Below are 19910 nucleotides of genomic sequence, written 5' to 3' on the forward strand. Positions count from 1 at the left end.
ATAAAAAGCTTAAAGAGGCAAACGAAACATCGTTGGCAAGTAAGGTGGTACCGCGCTTAGGCGTCCTTACTTTTCAACGGTGTTTTTTCTTTTTAAGTCCAGAAAGGAAATATCATGAAACAATTAACCAGTGCCCAAATTCGGCAAATGTACCTTGATTTCTTTAAAACTAAGGGTCACGACATCATGCCTTCTGCACCTTTAGTGCCTAAGGATGACCCAACTTTACTTTGGATTAACTCCGGAGTTGCCACGATGAAGAAGTACTTCGACGGTTCTGTTGTACCTAAGAACCATCGGATGACTTCTTCCCAAAAATCAATTCGGACTAACGATATTGAAAATGTAGGCCACACTGCTCGCCACCATACTTTATTTGAAATGTTGGGGAACTTCTCCATTGGCGATTACTTCAAAAAAGAAGCCATCACTTGGGCTTGGGAACTCTTAACTAGTCCAGACTGGTATGCTATTGAACCAGAAAAACTTTACGTGACCGTTTATCCTAAAGATACGGATGCTAAGCGTATTTGGTTAGAGGAAGTTGGCTTGCCTGAAGACCATATTGTGGAAATGGAAGATAATTTCTGGGATATTGGGGAAGGTCCTTCTGGTCCCGACTCCGAAATTTTCTTTGACCGTGGGCAAGAATTCTCTGACGTGGCTGAAGATGACCCTGAAAACTATCCTGGTGGTGAAAACGAGCGTTATTTAGAAATTTGGAACATCGTCTTCTCCCAATTTAACCACAAGCCAGATGGTACTTACGAAGATCTTCCTCACAAAAATATTGATACGGGGATGGGACTTGAACGGGTGGTTTCTGTCTTCCAACACGCTAAGACTAATTTTGAAACTGACTTGTTCTTACCAATCATTGACAAGACGGCTGAATTATCTGCAGGTAAGCACTATGGGGATGATGCTACTGCTGACGTGTCCTTTAAGGTGATTGCCGACCACGCGCGGGCGGTGACATTTGCCATCGGCGATGGGGCTTACCTTCCAATGAAGGTCGCGGTTACGTTATCCGGCGTTTAATCCGTCGTGCTGTGATGCACGGGCAAAAGTTAGGCATTAACGGGGCTTTCTTATACCAATTAGTACCTGTCGTTGGTAAGATTATGGAATCAGCTTACCCAGAAGTCTTACGTGATGCGGAATACATTCAAAAGGTGATTCGCATGGAAGAAGACCGTTTCCAAGAAACCTTAAAAGATGGGGTTGCGATGTTAGATGACTTAATTGCTAAAACCAAGGAAGCCGGTCAATCCGTTTTACCAGGTAAGCCAGTCTTCAAGTTATACGATACTTACGGATTCCCATTTGAATTAACAGAAGAATATGCTAATGACGCAGGTTTAACGGTGGCTAAAGATGAATTTGACGCCGAAATGCAAGCACAAAAAGACCGGGCCCGCGCTGCACGTTCTTCAGCGAAGTCCATGGGTGTCCAAAATGCCCTCTTGACTGATATCACCACGCCTTCTGAATACGTAGGTTACAGCAAGTTAGCTTGCGATGGTATCTTAGAAGACATTATCTTTGAAGATGAATTAGTGGACAGCTTAGCTGCTGGCCAAAAAGCGCAAGTCATTTTTGATAAGACTCCATTTTATGCTGAAATGGGGGGACAAGTGGCTGACACTGGTTTTATTAAGAATGCTGAAGGTAAGACTGTTGCTCAAGTTGAAGACGTGCAACACGCACCAAACGGGCAAAACATGCACACAATTATGGCGTTAGCTGATATGACTAAGAAGTCCAGCTACCGCTTAGAAGTAAATGTAGAACGCCACGACAAGGTGAAAAAGAATCACACGGCAACCCACCTCCTAGACCAAGTTTTACGCGACGTCTTAGGGAGTCACACCCACCAAGCTGGTTCTTTAGTGGAACCAACTTACTTGCGTTTTGATTTCACTAATTTAGGAGCCGTAACGGAAGAACAATTAGCCAAAGTTGAAGCTATTGTCAACGAAAAAATCTGGGCGAATATGGCTGTGGAAACGGTTGTAACTGACTTAGAATCCGCCAAGAAGATGGGGGCAATTGCCTTATTTGACGATAAGTATGGTGATGAAGTGCGCGTCGTGAAGGCTGGCGACTACTCTATGGAATTCTGTGGGGGAAACCACGTGGATAACACCAATGAACTTGGTTTATTCAAGATTGTTTCTGAATCAGGGGTCGGCGCTGGTGTCCGTCGGATTGAAGCCGTAACTTCCAAGGAGGCTTATGAATTCTTAGAAGGCCGTAATCATTTACTCCAAGAAGCCGCTACGCTAATGAAGGTTGCACAAATTAAGGAAGTGCCTAACAAGGTTCAAGCCTTACAAGCCCAAATCAAGGAATTGGAAGCTACGAAGCAAGCTTTGGAAGACAAGTTTGCCAGCCAACAGGCCAAGTCCGTCTTTGAAAATGTGCAAACGATTGGTACTTACAGTTTGATTGCTTCCCAAGTTAACGTTTCTGGGATGAGCCAATTACGTCAATTGGCTGATCAATGGAAGAGCCAAGGTTTGTCTGATGTCTTAGTCTTAGCGACTGCTGTAGATGGCAAGGTGAACTTGATTGCTGCGGTGCAAGATGAGGCTGTTAAGGCTGGTTTAAAGGCCGGTGACTTAATCAAGACCATTGCACCACTTGTTGGTGGTGGCGGTGGGGGTCGTCCTAACATGGCCCAAGCCGGTGGTAAGAAACCAGAAGGAATTGACCAAGCTCTAGCCAAAGCTAGTGAATGGTTAGCAGAAAAATAAAAATTATTATGGGAAGAGTCCTTGGGGGCTCTTTTCGTATGAAAGGACAAAAGATGAAGCCAGAAGAATTATCACAAAAGTTACAATACCAAACCCAAAAAGAAGTCGATGAATTACAAACAATTTTGAACAAGTTAAATGGGATGAGCTTGGTTTTAAGTAAGGCCATGAAAAATGGGGTCGTGGTTGATAAAAAAGCTTACAATGACTTCGCCCAAAAATATAATGATTTAGTTAAGGCGGTTGATTTTGATTTAAAACGCGCTAAATTACGTCAAGCCAAGACTTTTGACTTGGAAAAATAAATTTTTGCATCCTGGCTTACGCGGGATTTTTTATTAAATGAGAAAAATTTATTGTTTTATGATAAAAATGAGTGTATTATGAGATAAACTAAAAGAAAGAGGAGTGATTTAGATGGCACGAAAAATTGGTGTAATCGGAATGGGAAACGTAGGGGCTGCGGTGGCTCATTATGTTGTGTCTGCTGGCTTTGTGGACGAACTCGTTTTAATTGATAAGAACAGCGCTAAGGTGGAGGCTGACGCCCTAGATTTTCGGGATGCCATGGCTAATCTTCCTCACCGGATGGATATTTACACGAATGATTATCAAAAACTTGCCGATGCGGATGTAGTAATTTCCGCCCTGGGGAACATTAAATTGCAGGACAATGCTGGTGATGATCGTTTCGTCGAATTACCTTTTACCAGCAAGAACGCCCAGGAAGTAGCTCAAAAACTTAAGGCGGTTAATTATCAAGGTAAGATTATTGTCATCACTAATCCAGTCGATGTAATTACTTCTATCTTTCAAGAAGTAACAGGCTTACCTAAAAATCACGTGATTGGGACGGGGACGCTTCTTGATTCAGCCCGGATGCGACGAGCCGTTTCCGAACAATTAGGGATTGATTCACGTTCCGTGGTGGGTTACAACTTAGGAGAACACGGAAATTCCCAATTTACTGCCTGGTCTACAGTGCGAGTTTTAGGGCAGCCTATTACTGAACTTGCCCAAGGTCGGGGCTTGGATTTGGATGCTTTGGATCATGAAGCTAAAGTCGGGGGCCATACGGTCTTCCACGGTAAAAAGTACACCAACTATGGGGTGGCAACGGCAGCTGTTCGCTTGGCCAACACCATCATGTCCAATGCCATGACTGAATTGCCAGTTTCCAACTATCGGGAAGAGTATGGATGTTACCTCTCATATCCTGCTATTGTGGGAGCCGACGGGGTGGTGGAACAACTCCAGCTTGATTTAACAGCGGAGGAATTGAAAAAACTTCAAGTTTCTGCGGATTACATCAAGACCAAGTATCAAGAATCTATGGCTTAGGCCAGAATGAAGTCAGTTACGGCTGGCTTTTTTATGTGAATTTTTATTTATTTGTTCAACAAAAATTGACTGACTGGTCAATAAATAATACCATTGATTTATGGGAAGAAAGAAAAAATTTGATCAAAACTTGGTTTTAAAACAAATCACGCAGGTCTTTGTCCGGTATGGATATGAGGCGACCTCTATGGATAATTTAGTTCAGGCCACGGGTGTCTTGCGGGGAAGCTTATACGCTGCTTTTGGCAGTAAATTGGGTATGTTTCGGGCGGCTTTAGCTTGGGAGGAGAACGAATTAAGCGACCAATTGATTCTAATTGCTATGATGGAGTTGAGTGCTCGTGACTCCCAAATTAAACGGATGGTTCAAATATGGTACCAAAAACAAAATGCGACCCAAGTGACCATGAAGTTAGGGCAACTGATTTTAGCCCGCAGTCAAATCTTAGGAGTTGATAGTGATGAAGAATAAAGTTGACATTCAAGGTGATAAATTAATCGTGGCACCGCAAGGATTGCATAAAATCTGGGCTTTAAAAGGCCAAATCACGTTGCCACTCAGTCATGTCAGGGGGGCAACTTTAGATAATGGTATGCTCTTAGAAAAGAGGGGGCTACGTCTGGGCGGAACGGCTATTGGGGGATATTATGCCGGAACTTTTGTGAAAGCTGGTGAAAAAGTTTTCTATAATGCAAATCTAAAAGACCAAGTGGTGGTCATTACTTTGCGTGATGAGGACTATACCTCTCTGGTTTTAGGGGTAGAAAATCCTCGAAAATTGGTGGATGAAATCAATAGTCAGCTAACTTAAAGTGCGTTATACTAAGAAGGCCGGGTTATAAACGCGGCTTTTTTGAATTGGTGAGAAAGGATGAAAATAACTTGTGAAAAAACTCAAAGGAATTTTGATTTTGCTATTAGTAGCTTTGATTTGGGGTGTGGCCTTTGTCGCCCAGGATAAGGCCGGAGATGTCATTGGGGCCTTTACCTTTAATGCGTCCCGGAATTTCTTAGCGGTTGCCTTTCTAGGAATTTTTCTCTTAAAGCGTAAGAGTCATGGCCAATTACCTCCGGCTAGCAAGCAATTGTGGTTAGGAGGACTTTGGATTGGACTGGTCTTGTTCATTGCCGAAAGTTTCCAACAATCAGCGATTGCTTCCTACCCAGCGACCGCTGCGGTTTCAGGACGTTCTGGCTTTTTAGCCTCAACCTATGTAATTTTTGTGGCTGTAATGGCTTGGATTGTCGGACGCAACCGAAATTTTTTAACTGCGGTTGCTGTAGTTTTAAGTATCTGTGGGATGTACTTTTTATGTTTGACCCGAGGCTTAAATGAAATTTATTTTGGCGATATTTTAAATGTCGCCTCGGCCTTCTTCTTTGCCCTCCATATCCTGGTTATTGACCGCTATCGCAGGTTGGACAGCTTGATGATTTCTTGTCTCCAGTTTGTGGTGGCTGGGAGTCTAGCTCTACTTTGTGCCTTAGTTTTTGATAGTTTGACTTGGGCTAACTTCCTCGAAGCTTTAGTTCCAATTATTTATGCCGGAGTTATTTCTAGTGGTGTGGGTTATACCTTGCAGATTGTGGGGCAAAAATATGCTGATCCAGCTTCCTCAGCCTTGGTTCTAAGCTTAGAGTCGGTTTTTGCGGCCTTAGCGGGCTTTATTCTTTTAGGGGAAGTATTAACAGGCCGTGAATTTTTCGGAGGTATTCTGGTTTTTCTAGCAGTGATTTGCGCCCAAATACCGGATATCCTGATGGTTTATCGCAATCAAAAAAATATGCCAAGATAAAAGGCTGAAAGTTACGTTTTTAGCGTTCTTTCAGCCTTTTGGTAATTCCAATAACTACGGGGAGGGAGCTTGTTTTTCGCAACTGCAATTTATTTCTACCGTCATAGCGAATACTTGCAAGCAAAATAAAAAAGCCAGCAATTGCTGACTTAAGCTAAAGGTGAATCTCCTAGCTGGTAGACGCGATTATCGGCTTCATCGTAAACACTAATGGGATGATTATCTACGGCATCAATTCGTAGTTGGTAGCCGTAGTTATCTAAAAAAACAAGTTCTTTGTTATCAATACTAATGACTTTTCCGGCGAGTTGACGTCGGTCTAAAGAAATCGTTAAATCGGCGCTTATTTCTAAGTGATGTTGGCGTCCATTTTCTTCATCAGTAAAAACCCAGTTACCAACATAAATTAGAGGTATAGTGGCTACAGTAATTTTAGCAACGTGCTTATTAGAACGGTGCAACACGTTTTTAATATGTTCTAAAAAAGGTACTCTAGCCACGACAATACCGCCTTTCTCTTCCATCAATAAATCCCCCTGTGTCCATAAATGGTTATGTACTAATTCTAAAATTATTTATACCTATCATATACCACTTGTCTTCGAAGCAAAAGGGGGGAACGTTTTTTTAGCAATAATGAAACTTTGTCATAAAATTGACATTGAAACCGCTTTATATAATAAAAGATTTTAGTGGGAATTTCTGTTATAATTTAGCTGAAGAACTTTTTTGAATAGTGAGGTTAAATCTATGGTAAAATTAGGAGTTATCGGAACAGGAGCAATTGCCTTAAGCTTTGTGAAAGCTGCTAGAAGTGCAGATTATTATAAATTAACAGCGGTATATTCCCGGCGCCAGGAAAGCGGTCAAGCCTTCGTTGAAAAGACAGGATACCCAGCGCAAACGTATACTAGTATACAGGAATTTTTCCAAAAAGGTGATTTTTCAGTGGTTTACATTGCTTCACCCAACAGCTTGCACTTTGAACAAATCAAGTTGGCCTTGGAAGCAGGTAAAGATGTGATTGTAGAAAAACCAATGGTAATTAACCCAAAGCAAATGGCGGCCGTAAAGGATCTATTAGCCCAACATCCTGAAAACTACCTTTTTGAAGCTGCTCGACATCTACATGAACCAGCCTTTCAAGTGGTTCAAGAAGCCGTGGCGAGCCTCGAAATGAAGCAAGGGGGGCACTTAACGTATATGAAATATTCCTCCAAGTATGATGCCTATTTAGCTGGAGAAGAACCTAACGTCTTTACCACTAAATTTGCCGGAGGAGCTCTCCAAGACCTGGGGATTTACTTAGTTTATGATGCTGTGGCTTGGTTCGGTAAACCGGCTAGTGTGGAATACAAGGCCCACATGTTGAAATCGGGCGTGGATGGTAGTGGGGAGGCTATCTTACACTATCCTGACTTTGATTTGATTTTACATGTTGGTAAGACGATGAACTCCTACCTTCCTGGTGAGATTTATGGTCGCAAGGAAACGATTGTTATGGATAATGCGGCTGAATTGACGGACGTTAAGTTAGTAGGTCCACGGGCTGAAGTTAAAATTGGAGGTCGATTAGTGGATGAAAATCCGCTCTTAGCTGAAGCAATGGTTTTTGGAAAAATTTTAGTTAACCGAGATCAACCTGAAAATCGTCAGAAAGCAGCCCAATGGTTGGCTTTAGCAGAAGAAGTCAATCAGGTTCTTTATGACCTTCGGCAAAGTGCCGGCATTGTCTTCGATGACGAAAAATAGAGAGAAAAGGATATATTAAATATAATGAATCCAAAATTTGAAGCAAAATTTACTGCGGAAGGTTTTACGCGCCTAGCGCCTATTCAAACCGCCGTCTATGATGACTTACGACAAGGTAAAGATGTCTTGGGTCTAGCGCCGACGGGATCGGGGAAGACTTTGGCATATACCTGGCCTTTATTAGAGCAAATCTTGCCGGGTGATGGAGTGCAATTATTGATTTTAGCGCCATCCCAAGAATTGGCCAGTCAGATTACCCAAGTAGTACGGACTTGGGCCCAAGTCTTAGACTTAAGTGTCTTAGCTATTATTGGGGGTGCTAATGTTAAACGGCAACAAGAAAAGCTTAAAAAACGCCCCGAAATTATTGTAGGGACACCAGGGCGCTTGTTGAACTTAGCCAATGACAAAAAGTTAAAGCTTCACAAGCTTCAAGCGGTCGTAGTTGATGAAGCCGATGAAATGTTGGCGCAAAAGGAAACCTTGGCTGATGTGCGGGATTTAGTAAGTCGCGGTCCCGCAGATAGTCAATTAGCTTTCTTCTCAGCCACTACCACGCCGGTTTTAGATGAATTACATCGTTGGTTTGGTGTTGATGTAGTAGTTAAAGATGTACGCAAAATTGACGACACTCAAGGTGAAGTAATGCACTATTTGATTGAAACTCCCGTACGTAAGCGGACAGATGCCTTGCGGCGTTTAGCCAACTTGGATGACTTTGCGGGGTTAGTCTTTGTTAAGCAAACGTCAACCTTAAAAGAAGTAACCGATAAGTTACGGCATCATAAAGTACCGGTAGCTTCTTTATCAGGTGAAGGTCGGCAAGTTGAACGTCAACAAGCCTTAGCAGCTTTAAAAAGTCGCAAAATTAAGCTTTTGATTACCACAGATATTGCTGCCCGCGGGCTGGATATTCCTAATTTACCCGCTGTGATTAATTATGATTTACCGCGTGACATTAATACTTACATTCACCGTAGTGGACGAACTGGCCGGATGGGCGCGACCGGGATGGTGATTAATCTAGGAAATGAGCATGCTTTGCGGAACTTTCGGCAAATTTTGCGGACTGGTGACTATCGCGTTAGTCCGGCTTTCTTAATGGCAGGACATCTGGCCCTCCGAGATGAGATTGGATACTTGGACGCCCGTACAGGTGATCCATTAGACTTGCAAACGCAAACCTCCAAGCCAGCCATCAAAAAAAACAAGGTTAAAAATAAGGCCCAAGTTGATACCAAGATTGCGGAAGTCAAGCCTAAGCGTAAGAAAAAGCGCAAGCGGGACCAAAAGAATAAAGGGATGCGTCGTAAAAAACAAACAGACTAAACCTTGACTTTAAAAAGAAAAATTTTTATACTATAAGAGATAATAGTATGTATCTGTAGCTCAGCAGGATAGAGCAACCGCCTCCTAAGCGGTAGGTCATCGGTTCAATTCCGATCAGGTACATTGATTATTTCTGGTTAAATACAAAAAAGCTATCCGTTGAATGGATAGCTTTTTGTGTAGGCAATTTTATTTAAACCCAGTCCCCATTACGAAAGACCGGGATGATAGTACCATCTTTTTTGATACCGTCAATGTTCATTTGGGCAGACCCCACCATGAAGTCGACGTGAGTTTCTGAAACGTTAAGACCGTGCTCCATTAACGTTTTATCATCCATTTTCGTCCCACCTTGGACATTAGTTGGGTAGGCGGATCCCAAAGCGAGATGGTCACTAGCATTTTCATCAAAGAGGGTGTTGAAGAAGGTAATCCCTGATTGCGAAATTGGAGAAGGATCAGGAACTAGGGAACTTCCCCTAAGCTTTTGGCCCCCGGAATTGTTAAGAGGTGATCGAGAACTGCTTGGCCTTTTTCAGCCGTGGCTTTGATAATTTGACCATCCTTAAATTCAAAACGCATGCCTTCTAAGACAGAACCTGCGTAAGAAAGGGGTTTAGTAGAGCAGATATAACCATCGATGCGATGGCAATCGGCAGCGGTGAAGACTTCTTCAGTTGGCATATTGGCCATAAATTCAACACCGTCACTGTTCAAGGAACCAGCAGCTTCCCAAATGTGATTTTCAGGTAAACCAACTGTGAAGTCAGCCGTTGGTGCGGTGTAGTGGAGGGCGGAGAACTGTTCTTGGTTCAACCATTCAGCTTTAGAACGTAATTTTTGGTCGTGGGCTTGCCAAACAGCGACGGGGTCGTCACCTTCATTGAGGTGGCAAGTCTTAAAAATTTCTTCCCAGAGTCGGTCGACACTTTCTTTTGGACTAAGGTCGGGGAAGACTTTTTGAGCCCATTCTTGACCAGCAGCGGCCACGACGGTCCAGCTCAAATCATTGTTTTGGGTAGCCTTGCGGACAGGTAAGTTTGCCTTGCCAAGGGCTTTTTGGTAGGCACCAATGCGACTAGCCTCGACACCCCCTAAAGCGTTAGGATCATCAGACATAACTGAAATCCGAGCAGCTTTGTGTTCGGCGATGTATTGAGCTTCAGCTTTTTGGTAGTCAGGAATATTGGTCAAAAATTCTTCCGGGGCGTTAGTCAAGAATTGGCGGGTGTTAAAGGAATCAGACCATTTCACAATCACCTTACCAGCGCCCAATTTGTAGGCTTCTTCAACAATTAAGTGAGCTAATTTTTGTTGGCTCACAGAAATGTAAAGGATGACCACTTGCTGGGGTTGGATGTTAACCCCAACTTTGGTAATCAGTTGGGCGTATTTAACTAGTTTTTCATCAAAATTAGGAATAGACATGAAATCACTCACTTTAATTTAATTGTTTGTCTAATTAAATATATCATGAAAGCGCGCATTTTGGCAATAAGCTTGCTATAATAAAGACAATAGTAAATACGGAGGAATTTCTGATGCAGAAAATTAAAGTAATGACGGTCTTTGGGACTCGTCCGGAAGCCATCAAGATGGCCCCTATTGTCAAAGCGCTTCAAGAAGATGAACGTTTTGAGGCTATTACCACGGTGACCGGCCAACACCGCGAAATGTTAGACCAAGTCTTAAAAATCTTTGCTATCCAACCTGATTATGATTTAGATATCATGCACCATCAACAAACATTAACAGATATTACGGCTAACGTCTTAATCAAGCTTCAAGCAGTCTTGCAAGAAGCTAAGCCTGATATAGTCTTAGTTCACGGGGATACAACGACGACCTTTGCTGCTAGTGTGGCTGCTTTTTATCAACAAATTCCCTTGGGTCATGTGGAAGCGGGCTTACGAACTTGGGATAAGTATGCACCTTATCCGGAGGAAATGAATCGGCAAATGACGGATGTGTTAACGGATTTGTACTTTGCACCAACTAGTTTGAGCCAAGAAAACTTGCTCAAAGAAGGTCACTATCGAGATAATATTTATGTTACAGGGAACACAGCTATTGATGCCCTGAAACAAACGGTTAGTGCTGATTATCAGCATCAAATTTTAACAAACTTAGATCCTCAAAAGAAGTTGGTCTTAGTAACTATGCACCGGCGGGAAAATCAAGGCACACCAATGGAAAGGGTCCTAACGGCTTTACGTCAAGAAGTGGAAGCCCATCCTGAAATTGAAGTTGTTTATCCGGTTCACCTTAGCCCAGTTGTCCAAGAAGTCGCTCACCGTGTGTTAGGTAATCATCCTCGAATTCATTTGATCGAACCGCTCGATGTTTTAGATTTCCATAATCTTGCGGCTCATGCTTACCTGATTATGACGGATTCTGGTGGGGTCCAAGAAGAAGCCCCTTCCTTAGGCAAGCCGGTTTTGGTCTTGCGGGACACTACTGAACGACCAGAAGGGGTAGCGGCTGGAACTTTGAAAGTCGTGGGAACCCAACCCGATAAGGTCAAAACTGCTCTAGAAGGGCTTTTAAATGATGAAGTGGCTTACCAAAAGATGGCCCAAGCAAGAATCCTTACGGAGATGGCCAAGCTTCTACACGCATTTTACAAGCGATAGCTCACTACTTTAATAGGCGAGAGCCGGCTCCTAACGCTTTTGAAATTTAAGTAAAAACAGGAAGGTTATGCAGACCTTCCTGTTTTTGGGTTACTGATTAAGTTAAATTTTTCAGAAAAAAGTAGTCCATAGTTGGGTGGACTGTTTTTTGTAAGGGCCTTTCAAGTTCGCTAAAGCCTAGCTTGCGGTAGAGGTGCAGAGCTATCTGAAGGTTGGAATGAGTTTCCAGGTAAAGTTGTTGGTAGCCGGCACTCTGCGCTGCATTCATGACATATTCCATTAAGATATAGCTAAGTCCTTGACCACTAACCGCAGGGTCGAGGTAGAGCTTCTGTAATTCAGCAATATGATGATGCGTATCATAAGCGGCAAACCCCGCTCCGCCACAAACCTGTCCCATTTCATCGCAGATAACAAAATAAGCACGATCAGCTGTGACCTGGTAGAAGCGACTAAGATGGTCGAGTTCGGAATCGAAATAGGCTGTTCCGGGGATATCTAAATGATGTTTTTTCAATTGTTGGCGGATGATGGCGGCCATGGCAGCATCATCATTAGCCGTGATAGGACGAATAAGCATAAAATTAAATTCCTCCACAGATTTTTAGCTTTATTCTAAGAAATATGTGTACAAATAGCAAGGCTAAACTGATTTTCTTCTACGGTTAAACAGACTAATCAAAGCGCTGATGGCTAAGAGTATTAGCCCCAAGCCACTGAGATAGAAGCCGGCCTTCAATCCAGGAATGGTGTAACTAAATTGCACTCGGTGTTTTCCTGGTTTTAACTTCACGCCAACAAAGGCTTGGTTGGTTTTAAGCACTGTTTGCTTGTGGTTGTCTACCTTAACTTGCCAGGCAGGACTGTAAGGAATAGAGGAAGTTAAAATTCCCGCATGATTAATGGTGATATTTCCTGAGAAGCCAGTTGGTGTAACCTTAAAGTTTTGGAGACTATGTCTTTGAATGGCCTGGACTTGTTTTTGGTAGCTGGAGTTTTCTCCTAATGGCAAGGCCACAAGTTTAAGTTTGAAGTCGTAGTGGCCGAGTTTGGACGGTGTAAAAGTGATACTACTTGGTAATTCACTAAAGGATCCAAGGTTGACGGTCCCGTTTTTAATAACTTGGTAAAAGGAGGTTGAACTTTGTTTTCTTTGCACGATTTCTTCCGTTCCATTACGAGTTTCAAAGGCTAATGTGTAACTAGGGTCAGGTGAGCCCTGTAAGATGTGGTAGTGGAAGTATTTATATCTTAATGCCAAAAGATTTTGGTCCATGAATCCATTGGTTTGGGCGTAGTAGTTGTTACGCTTTTCTAAAGCCAATTGTTCTTGGAGACTGAAAGGATGGTATTTAATATTGGTCACTTCGAGATGAATTTCACTGTTGGCCAATTTTTTTAAGAGCTCTTGGCGATCTTTAGCGCTGAAGTCTTTTGAAGTTGGTGCCACTAAGATTTGATAGCGTTCATTAGTATCTTCTTTAATGAGGTCTTGGCTACTGATACGGTTGCCACGACTCGAAACAATTTTGATAGGAACTTCGATAACTTGTGATGTTACATCTTTTAAGTTTTTCTTAGGTAAATTTTGGCTTGCCTTTTGACTCACCAGGACTCCTTCAGCCAAGGCCCGTTCCTTTTGCGAGGCTGTTAATTGGCGGTAGTGTTGAGGCGTGAAAACTTGGTTTTGGAAGTAAACCAAAGGGAAGGCTAGGTTTGTGCGATAACGGCGGGTTTGTTGGTCATGACTACTTTGACCATTAACATCTGTAATTTTCCGGCTCGTGCGATCTAAAAAGTAATTGGCTGGGACTTTTTGGGAGTTATCACGGTTGATTTTACTAAAGATATATTGGACTCCTAAGAAGTTGTTCAAAATGCTACGGTCATCGACTTGTTGAGTCGGCCGGGTCGCTTCGTATTGAATGTTTTGTAAGGACCGCATGAAGTTACCTAGATACTTGTTTTGTAAGGAGTAGTAGGAAGTGATACTGTGTACACTGGCATTTAGTGTGTTATACATATCATAGTTAGCTCCCAAATAGTAGTTGTGGAGATGGTTGATACTCGGTAGTTATCTGAAGCAGTAAGGTCGCTGTCTAAGCCATCGTAACGGTTATTGGCGAGTTTTTCGTAAGTTCCAGTGGCTAAGGCCTCGTCAGTGAAACCACCGTTATAAGGTGCTTCGTAGTAGACGATGTTAAGCAGTAGGTTAATCAAAACCAAACCGGTTAAGGTCTGGGGGTGTCTATTTATCTGGTAAGCTTGAGCGTAAAGAAAGCCAAGGGTCACTAAGAGGAAAATAATCGGAATAAAGATTTTTTGATCATTGTCAAAGAAATAATTTCCACTAATCCAGATAAGATAAACTAGGGTTGCCAGACTAAAAATTTTTAAGGTTCGAGCTGATAAGTTTGGTGCTTCTTCTAGTAAGAGACAGACCGCCAATGCCATAGGTAAGCACAGCATTAAAGACCAACGATTGGAAGGCGACATGCCTCCGTTGAAAAGGGCTCCAAAGAATGGTAAGAGAAACATAACTAAACTTAAAGCGAAACTCGCACATAAAATTGGATAGCGCTTGGCGTGGATAACAACATAGGTTACGGCATAAAAGGCGATACTGGCAAAGCTAGAGCAGACCAGAAGTAAAAGTCTCGATTGCCCCCATTAATAAGCTGGCTTGGTAAGGCCAGGTAGTAATAGAGTGGATAAAATGTCAAACCATTAGCAAAAGAGGCCGCTGCCCGCGTTGAGGAAGTCACCGCGTATAACTCGGGAATGAGTAAGCCTGCCGCTAGTAAGAGGGCAATGATAGTTGCCCAAGCGAGTTTGGCGAAAACCTGCGGGTAATTTAAAGTGTGCCGGTAAGTGAAGCCCACGCGCAAAGCCAGGTATAAAAGTGCCCCAATACCTAACATAAAAGCAAAGTAAAAGTTACTGATTAACATCCAGGTAAAAACTGCCAAGAGGGGCCAGGCTGACTTCTTTTGTAGGACCCGCTCAATCCCCCAAATTAAGAGAGGAAAAATGATAAAGGGTGTTGTAAAGAAGGGGTGGGCAACACTGGCGTAAAGGACGAAGGCGTTAAAGAGATAAACCCCAGCTCCGGCTATTAGATTACGTTTTTGAAAATTAAAATGGCTGGCCACAAAAATAAAGGACAAGCCGGCAAAATACAGGCGCAAGCCGATTAAAGCCTGATAGGCCACTACTAAGAATTTGGCCGGAATTAACAAGGTTAAATAATTAAATAGGTCGCCAATTACGTAGTAGGAGTAGACTTGGAAGGTATCTGATCCCAGTCCCATCTTTAACGACCAGGTGGTCAGATTGGGATGCTTCCAAAAGTCTAGGACTAGTTGTCGGTAGCTTTCCAGTAAGGGCAGGTGCTGGTTAGCCGCATCAATATCCCAAATTAAAGCATGACCGGTAATTAAGTAAGTTCCATACATAAAAAAAGCCCCAACTAAAAAGAAGAGGGTGTAACTTAGATAAAGTTTGGAACGCTTCTTTTTCTCAAATGAAAAATGCACAAAAAAACCTCCTCGTGAGTTTGTTTTCATTTTAACCTAAAATAGGTCAGAAGAAAACTTAGGGGAGGTTAAAAAAGCATTAATTCTTAAGCGTCTACAGCTTGGGCTAATTTGTGGGCGAAAGCTTCCAAAGCGTCGATGTCTTCTTGATCGGCTTCTAAGTTAATCTTGACGGCGTCAGCTCCCTTAGTGGCTCCAGTTTTGGCTAAGGCTTCGTCAAACAAATCAACAGCAGTACAGTAGTATTCTTCATAGAAAACGTCACCAGAACCAGCAACACCGTAAACTTTACCGGTTAAGTCAATGTCAGCTAGGTCTTCATAATAGTCTAACCCTTCATCAGGTAAGGCCCCTTCATCATAAGTGTAGGGGCAAATCACAACCAAATCAAACGCTTCTAAATCAGCGGGATCTTCTTGGGAAATTTCTTGCATGTCGACGTCTAGGCCTTCGTTTTCTAAGGCTTCGGAAATAATATCAGCGACGTCTTCGTTATTACCAGTGATGGTCGCGTATAAAACTTTGGCACTTGCCATGTAAATCCTTCTTTCTTTTCAAAAACTTGTACTTCCATTTTATATTGTTTACTGTAAAAATGAAAGGTGCCACTTTCTAAAAATTAGGTTATAATAATAGATGAGTTTTAAAAATCAGAAGGGAAGAGAAAGTATGATTACAATCAAATCACCACGTGAAATTGATGAAATGGCAAAGTCAGGTGCGATTTTAGCTGGTATGCATCGTGGTTTACGTGAAATTATCAAGCCTGGCATGTCTTCATGGGAAATTGAAGAATTCGCTCGTAACTATATTGAAAGTCATGATGCGATTTGTGAGCAAATCGGTTTTGAAGGGTATGAATATGCTACTTGTGTGAGTGTAAATGATGAAATTTGTCATGGTTTTCCTCGCAAAAACCTTATTCTAAAAGATGGTGACTTAATCAAGGTAGACACGGTGGTTAACTATCACGGTGCTATGAGCGACTCTTGCTGGTCATATGTAGTGGGTAAGTCCACGCCAGAAATCGATCGCTTAATGGAAGTAACTAAAAAAGCCTTATACTTAGGAATCGATCAAGCTCAAGTTGGTAACCGTATTGGTGATATTGGGGCAGCTATTCAAAAGTATACTGAAGAAGAAAATGGTTATGGTGATGTCCGTGATTTTATTGGTCATGGTATTGGGCCTACCATGCACGAAAGTCCTAATGTACCGCACTATGGGGTTGCTGGTAAAGGTCTGCGTCTGCGTGAAGGAATGACTATCACGATTGAACCCATGATTAACACTGGTACTTACGAAATTGCTATGGATGACCCTAGTGGTTGGGTGGCCCGCACGGCAGATGGTGGCCTATCTTGCCAATTTGAACACACCATTGTTATTACTAAAGATGGTCCTAAAATTTTGACCTCCCAAGATCCAGAAATGGATGCCAAATACCTTTGGAAACCAGCAGAATAATCATCCCATGATTAATCTTTAAATAATAACGTATTATTAAGTTAACCAATTTTAGCATGAAGTAAAAAAGCTGAGATTGGTTTTTGTTGTTTATATAAAACAATAAAAGAAGTTGCTGAAGAGTAAAAATATGGCTCCTTTAAAGTAGTGAAGAATAAGTGAAATGCTTATTCGAGGTAAGGAAACGCTTATAAAAAACTTGTTATTACCGAAAAATTTGGCTATAATGAATAGGGTTTAAAGCCAATTAGTTTGTTAAAGGAGTACATAATTAATGAAAGTTAGAAAAGCTGTGATTCCAGCTGCGGGGTTAGGAACACGATTTTTACCTGGGACTAAAGCCCTCGCTAAGGAAATGTTCCCAATTATCGATAAGCCAACCATTCAATTTATTGTTGAAGAAGCTAAAAAATCAGGGATTGAAGATATTTTGGTGGTTACTGGGAAGGGGAAACGTCCCATTGAAGACCACTTTGATTCTGTACCTGAACTGGAACAAAACTTGAAAGAAAAAGGTAAAGATGACCTCTTGGAATTAGTCCAACAAACAACTGACATCAACCTCTACTTCATTCGTCAATCTCACCCACGTGGTTTAGGGGATGCTGTTTTGATGGCGAAGGACTTTGTGGGTGACGAACCTTTTGTGGTTATGTTAGGTGATGATGTCATGGATGACAAGGTTCCTTTGACCAAGCAATTGATTGACCGTTATGAAGATACGCACGCTTCAACTTTAGCAGTGATGAAAGTACCTCACGAAGAAGTGAACAAATACGGGGTTATTGACCCAATTTCTGAACCAAAATCTGGTTTATTTGATGTGAAACAATTCGTCGAAAAACCAGATGTAGATAAGGCTCCATCTGATTTAGCCATCATTGGGCGCTATTTATTAACTCCAGAAATTTTTGAAATGTTAGAAACCCAAGCACCAGGGGCAGGAAATGAAATTCAATTAACGGATGCTATTGATCGTCTTAACAAGATTCAACGTGTCTTTGCTCATGAATTCAAGGGTGACCGCTATGATGTGGGCTACAAGTTTGGTTACTTAAAGACGTCTATCCAATACGGTTTAACACATCCTGAAGTTAAAGACGAATTGAAAGCTTACATTAAAGAAATCGCAAGTCAGTTAGATTAAAAAAATCCTCCTAGTTTTTGACTGGGAGGATTTTTTATTTAGGCTAATTGATTGTAATCAGCGTCAGAGACAGGTTCTAACCATTCATTGCTGGTGTTTCTTCCATCAATTTCAAAGGCTAAGTGGCTGAACCAGGAATCTTTAGCGGCACCGTGCCAGTGTTTAACGTTAGCAGGAATGTGAATAACATCACCAGGTCGCATTTCGATGGCTTTTTTACCGGCTTCTTGGTAGTAGCCACGCCCACCGACACAGACAAGCATTTGCCCCCCGCCTTGGTCGGCTTTGTGAATGTGCCAGTTATTACGACAGCCCGGTTCAAAGGTAACGTTAAAAATTGGTACTTGTTGGTCAGAAACTGTAGCGAGGTAGCTTTGGCCGACAAAGTATTGGGCATAGGCATCGTTGGGATCTCCAATAGGGAAAAAGATTGAGGCTTGGTATTGATCTTTAGCGCTTGGGGTAGCAGCATCTTCTTGCCAGACTTCTTTAGCTAAATTGAAGGTGGCCCAACCCTTAGGCCAGCCACAATACATGGTAGCATGGGTGATAATTGCTGCAATTTCTGCTTTCGTAACACCATTTTTCTTGGCATTTTCAAGGTGGTATTTTAGCGAAGAATCTGTAATGCCAGAGGCCATTAAAGTGACTACGGTGATGATGCAACGAGTCTTTGAATCAATCGTAGCCTCATTCCAAACTTGGCCGAATAAGATATCATCATTCAGGGAGGCAAATTGTGGGGCAAAGTCCCCTAATTGGTCCCGTCCTGCAGTTTGCACGATTTTTTTCGTCATAACAAAACATCCTTTCCAAAAAATAATACCCACGTGTTGCTTTTCTTTGTCGTCTTAACTATAATGCAAATTGAAGAAAAGAACAATTGCCAAATTTTAAAAGATGGGGTTTATACCACGTTTTAAAGAAAATGGATATTATTTACGTGAAAGGAAAAAATATGAGTAAGACAGATTTAAGGATTGTTAAAACGCAAAAAGCAATTAAGGAAAGTTTCAAAGTTTTAGTCTGTCAGGAAGGGATTACCAAAATCACGGTAAAAGAGCTCGCGGCTAAGGCCAAGATTCACCGCAAGACTTTTTATCTGCATTATGCGAATTTAGATGCATTGTATGAAGAAGTAGTACAGGAGCTGGCCCAAGCTTATTATGCAGAAATTGATCGCTTACCAGTTGGTGCAGATTTTACCGAAGTGAACCGGGTTTTTTTTGAATTTGTTTGTCAGCAAGATAAGTATGCAGAAAAGTTGCTTTGCGACCCGGGTTACCGTCAGTTTGCAGATCAACTATTTACCATGACGCTTTCTCATAATCGCCAGCGTCACAATCCTTACCAAAAGTATCGTACTCTCGAGCAAAATATTATCAACAACTTTTTGGCTTTGACGTCGTTAAATTTGTATCGTCAATGGGTCAAAGATGGTAAACAGTTAGCGGTTGAAGATTTAATTGCTTTGTCGGGGCAGTTATTTACACAGGGAATTTCCAGTTTGAATTTAGTTTAGGGAGTAGTAATGAAAAAGCTAAGTTGGACTAATTTTTTAGTTAGGATATTTAATCGCCCCTGTACTTGGTCGGTTTTAGCCCAGCAAGTTGAGCAATTACTGGCTGAAGGCTGGGATATTCGTGCAGTTTGGACCTACATTATGTGCGATCGCCAAGACAGTTTACGCCTAACCACTTGGAGGAACTAATTGCTGATAGTAAAATTAAGCCCATGGTGAACCAAATTGAAGTTCACCCAGGTTGGCCTCAAATGGAAACTATCCAATATTGTCAAGCCCATGACATTCTAGTTGAAGCTTGGGCTCCATTAGGGGAAGCTGCCTCCTTGAATAATGAAATTATCGTTCAAATTGCTGCTAAGTACGGCCACACCCCAGCTCAAGTATGCTTACGTTGGGGGATTCAACAAGGAATTTTACCATTGCCTAAGACAGTACACCAAGGTCGCATGGAAGAAAATACCAAGATTTTTGATTTTGAATTGACCGATGCTGAAATGGCGATTATTGGTTCTTTACGGAACTTAGGTGGTCAATGCAAGGTTCCAGATCAAGTCGACTTCTAGACAAAAATAGAATAATAATTACTAGCTAGCAAAAAAGTAGTGGAAATGTTGGACTTCCACT

The 19910-nt window shown here is 42.0% G+C and carries 18 protein-coding genes, 1 tRNA gene and 4 pseudogenes; 15 read left to right on the plus strand and 8 right to left on the minus strand.

Annotation, left to right across the window (positions count from 1 at the left end; translation table 11 throughout):
* Positions 1–114 precede the first annotated feature (114 nt).
* The 6 genes and pseudogenes from alaS (at position 115) to JCM10991_RS00115 (ending at position 5897) form a co-directional block, all read left to right on the plus strand.
* Positions 115–2759, plus strand: a pseudogene (alaS, locus tag JCM10991_RS11895) (alanine--tRNA ligase).
* Between the two features lie 38 nt (positions 2760–2797).
* Complete coding sequence (locus JCM10991_RS00095; RefSeq protein ID WP_025020210.1) at positions 2798–3064, plus strand: hypothetical protein; 267 nt, start codon at positions 2798–2800, stop codon at positions 3062–3064.
* A gap of 112 nt (positions 3065–3176) precedes the next feature.
* Positions 3177–4100 (plus strand): L-lactate dehydrogenase, encoded by a 924-nt coding sequence (locus JCM10991_RS00100; RefSeq protein WP_025020211.1) that lies wholly within the window; start codon positions 3177–3179, stop codon positions 4098–4100.
* A gap of 100 nt (positions 4101–4200) precedes the next feature.
* On the plus strand, positions 4201–4572 hold the full coding sequence (locus JCM10991_RS00105) for a TetR/AcrR family transcriptional regulator (protein WP_025020212.1): 372 nt from the start codon (positions 4201–4203) through the stop codon (positions 4570–4572).
* On the plus strand, positions 4562–4912 hold the full coding sequence (locus tag JCM10991_RS00110; protein WP_025020213.1) for a PH domain-containing protein: 351 nt from the start codon (positions 4562–4564) through the stop codon (positions 4910–4912). The genes JCM10991_RS00105 and JCM10991_RS00110 overlap by 11 nt, the downstream gene beginning before the upstream one ends.
* Positions 4913–4985: 73 nt before the next feature.
* The gene (locus JCM10991_RS00115) at positions 4986–5897 is read left to right on the plus strand and encodes a DMT family transporter (protein ID WP_025020214.1); all 912 of its coding nucleotides are present in this window, start codon (positions 4986–4988) and stop codon (positions 5895–5897) included.
* Between the two features lie 149 nt (positions 5898–6046).
* On the opposite strand, the gene JCM10991_RS00120 is transcribed toward JCM10991_RS00115, so the two are convergent.
* A complete protein-coding gene (locus tag JCM10991_RS00120; RefSeq protein WP_023860153.1) occupies positions 6047–6421 on the minus strand; it encodes a DUF4828 domain-containing protein in 375 nt (124 codons plus the stop codon).
* Positions 6422–6647: 226 nt separating this feature from the next.
* Between JCM10991_RS00120 and JCM10991_RS00125 the strand changes: the two genes are divergently transcribed.
* The 3 genes from JCM10991_RS00125 to JCM10991_RS00135 all read left to right on the plus strand — a co-directional run bounded on the left by JCM10991_RS00125 (position 6648) and on the right by JCM10991_RS00135 (position 9101).
* Complete coding sequence (locus JCM10991_RS00125; protein ID WP_025020215.1) at positions 6648–7649, plus strand: Gfo/Idh/MocA family protein; 1002 nt, start codon at positions 6648–6650, stop codon at positions 7647–7649.
* Positions 7650–7673: 24 nt separating this feature from the next.
* On the plus strand, positions 7674–8978 hold the full coding sequence (locus tag JCM10991_RS00130) for a DEAD/DEAH box helicase (RefSeq protein ID WP_025020216.1): 1305 nt from the start codon (positions 7674–7676) through the stop codon (positions 8976–8978).
* Between the two features lie 49 nt (positions 8979–9027).
* Positions 9028–9101 (plus strand) — tRNA-Arg (locus tag JCM10991_RS00135).
* Between the two features lie 70 nt (positions 9102–9171).
* Here JCM10991_RS00135 and JCM10991_RS11900 read toward each other — a convergent pair.
* Positions 9172–10406: pseudogene (locus tag JCM10991_RS11900) on the minus strand (aminopeptidase).
* Between the two features lie 113 nt (positions 10407–10519).
* On the opposite strand from JCM10991_RS11900, the pseudogene wecB reads away from it, so the two are divergent.
* Positions 10520–11661: pseudogene (gene wecB / locus JCM10991_RS11905) on the plus strand (non-hydrolyzing UDP-N-acetylglucosamine 2-epimerase).
* Between the two features lie 47 nt (positions 11662–11708).
* Here the strand turns inward: wecB and JCM10991_RS00150 are convergent.
* The 5 genes from JCM10991_RS00150 to JCM10991_RS00160 form a co-directional block, all read right to left on the minus strand.
* Positions 11709–12191, minus strand: coding sequence for a GNAT family N-acetyltransferase (locus JCM10991_RS00150; protein ID WP_025020217.1), 483 nt, complete (start codon positions 12189–12191; stop codon positions 11709–11711).
* 63 nt (positions 12192–12254) lie between these two features.
* Entirely contained in the window at positions 12255–13634 is a 1380-nt protein-coding gene (locus tag JCM10991_RS16325; protein ID WP_369384670.1) for a YfhO family protein, read from the minus strand.
* The gene (locus JCM10991_RS16330) at positions 13619–14107 is read right to left on the minus strand and encodes a hypothetical protein (RefSeq protein WP_369384671.1); all 489 of its coding nucleotides are present in this window, start codon (positions 14105–14107) and stop codon (positions 13619–13621) included. The genes JCM10991_RS16325 and JCM10991_RS16330 overlap by 16 nt, the downstream gene beginning before the upstream one ends.
* Before the next feature lie 107 nt (positions 14108–14214).
* Positions 14215–15147: a YfhO family protein gene (locus JCM10991_RS16335; RefSeq protein ID WP_369384672.1), complete on the minus strand. Its 933-nt coding sequence runs from the start codon at positions 15145–15147 to the stop codon at positions 14215–14217.
* A gap of 86 nt (positions 15148–15233) precedes the next feature.
* The gene (locus JCM10991_RS00160) at positions 15234–15683 is read right to left on the minus strand and encodes a flavodoxin (RefSeq protein ID WP_025020218.1); all 450 of its coding nucleotides are present in this window, start codon (positions 15681–15683) and stop codon (positions 15234–15236) included.
* A 133-nt stretch (positions 15684–15816) separates the two neighbouring features.
* On the opposite strand from JCM10991_RS00160, the gene map reads away from it, so the two are divergent.
* Both map and galU read left to right on the plus strand, forming a co-directional pair.
* On the plus strand, positions 15817–16614 hold the full coding sequence (gene map, locus JCM10991_RS00165) for a type I methionyl aminopeptidase (RefSeq protein WP_025020219.1): 798 nt from the start codon (positions 15817–15819) through the stop codon (positions 16612–16614).
* Positions 16615–16888: 274 nt separating this feature from the next.
* Entirely contained in the window at positions 16889–17761 is an 873-nt protein-coding gene (gene galU / locus JCM10991_RS00170; protein ID WP_023860144.1) for a UTP--glucose-1-phosphate uridylyltransferase GalU, read from the plus strand.
* A gap of 38 nt (positions 17762–17799) precedes the next feature.
* Here the strand turns inward: galU and JCM10991_RS00175 are convergent, their stop codons facing one another.
* Complete coding sequence (locus tag JCM10991_RS00175; protein ID WP_025020220.1) at positions 17800–18558, minus strand: carboxymuconolactone decarboxylase family protein; 759 nt, start codon at positions 18556–18558, stop codon at positions 17800–17802.
* Positions 18559–18719: 161 nt separating this feature from the next.
* Here JCM10991_RS00175 and JCM10991_RS00180 point away from each other — a divergent pair, with 161 nt between their 5' ends.
* The 3 genes and pseudogenes from JCM10991_RS00180 to JCM10991_RS11915 form a co-directional block, all read left to right on the plus strand.
* Complete coding sequence (locus tag JCM10991_RS00180; protein WP_025020221.1) at positions 18720–19283, plus strand: TetR/AcrR family transcriptional regulator; 564 nt, start codon at positions 18720–18722, stop codon at positions 19281–19283.
* Between the two features lie 9 nt (positions 19284–19292).
* Entirely contained in the window at positions 19293–19472 is a 180-nt protein-coding gene (locus JCM10991_RS15340) for a hypothetical protein (RefSeq protein ID WP_156409488.1), read from the plus strand.
* A pseudogene (locus JCM10991_RS11915) lies at positions 19445–19849 on the plus strand (aldo/keto reductase); the annotation flags it as partial. The gene JCM10991_RS15340 and the pseudogene JCM10991_RS11915, both read left to right, overlap by 28 nt.
* Positions 19850–19910 lie beyond the last annotated feature (61 nt).

The organism is Ligilactobacillus equi DSM 15833 = JCM 10991, from assembly GCF_000615765.1.
In the GTDB taxonomy this organism is placed as follows: domain Bacteria; phylum Bacillota; class Bacilli; order Lactobacillales; family Lactobacillaceae; genus Ligilactobacillus; species Ligilactobacillus equi.

Excerpts from the sequence above, each read along its gene's own strand:
- JCM10991_RS00095 (WP_025020210.1), top strand. The coding sequence starts at position 2,798 with ATGAAAGGACAAAAGATGAAGCCAGAAGAATTATCACAAAAGTTACAA.
- JCM10991_RS00160 (WP_025020218.1), bottom strand. The coding sequence starts at position 15,683 with ATGGCAAGTGCCAAAGTTTTATACGCGACCATCACTGGTAATAACGAA.
- JCM10991_RS00125 (WP_025020215.1), top strand. The coding sequence starts at position 6,648 with ATGGTAAAATTAGGAGTTATCGGAACAGGAGCAATTGCCTTAAGCTTT.
- JCM10991_RS00150 (WP_025020217.1), bottom strand. The coding sequence starts at position 12,191 with ATGCTTATTCGTCCTATCACGGCTAATGATGATGCTGCCATGGCCGCC.
- JCM10991_RS16330 (WP_369384671.1), bottom strand. The coding sequence starts at position 14,107 with ATGTCGCCTTCCAATCGTTGGTCTTTAATGCTGTGCTTACCTATGGCA.
- JCM10991_RS00105 (WP_025020212.1), top strand. The coding sequence starts at position 4,201 with ATGGGAAGAAAGAAAAAATTTGATCAAAACTTGGTTTTAAAACAAATC.
- JCM10991_RS00100 (WP_025020211.1), top strand. The coding sequence starts at position 3,177 with ATGGCACGAAAAATTGGTGTAATCGGAATGGGAAACGTAGGGGCTGCG.
- galU (WP_023860144.1), top strand. The coding sequence starts at position 16,889 with ATGAAAGTTAGAAAAGCTGTGATTCCAGCTGCGGGGTTAGGAACACGA.
- JCM10991_RS00110 (WP_025020213.1), top strand. The coding sequence starts at position 4,562 with ATGAAGAATAAAGTTGACATTCAAGGTGATAAATTAATCGTGGCACCG.
- map (WP_025020219.1), top strand. The coding sequence starts at position 15,817 with ATGATTACAATCAAATCACCACGTGAAATTGATGAAATGGCAAAGTCA.
- JCM10991_RS00175 (WP_025020220.1), bottom strand. The coding sequence starts at position 18,558 with ATGACGAAAAAAATCGTGCAAACTGCAGGACGGGACCAATTAGGGGAC.
- JCM10991_RS00120 (WP_023860153.1), bottom strand. The coding sequence starts at position 6,421 with ATGGAAGAGAAAGGCGGTATTGTCGTGGCTAGAGTACCTTTTTTAGAA.
- JCM10991_RS16325 (WP_369384670.1), bottom strand. The coding sequence starts at position 13,634 with ATGTATAACACACTAAATGCCAGTGTACACAGTATCACTTCCTACTAC.
- JCM10991_RS15340 (WP_156409488.1), top strand. The coding sequence starts at position 19,293 with ATGAAAAAGCTAAGTTGGACTAATTTTTTAGTTAGGATATTTAATCGC.
- JCM10991_RS00180 (WP_025020221.1), top strand. The coding sequence starts at position 18,720 with ATGAGTAAGACAGATTTAAGGATTGTTAAAACGCAAAAAGCAATTAAG.
- JCM10991_RS00130 (WP_025020216.1), top strand. The coding sequence starts at position 7,674 with ATGAATCCAAAATTTGAAGCAAAATTTACTGCGGAAGGTTTTACGCGC.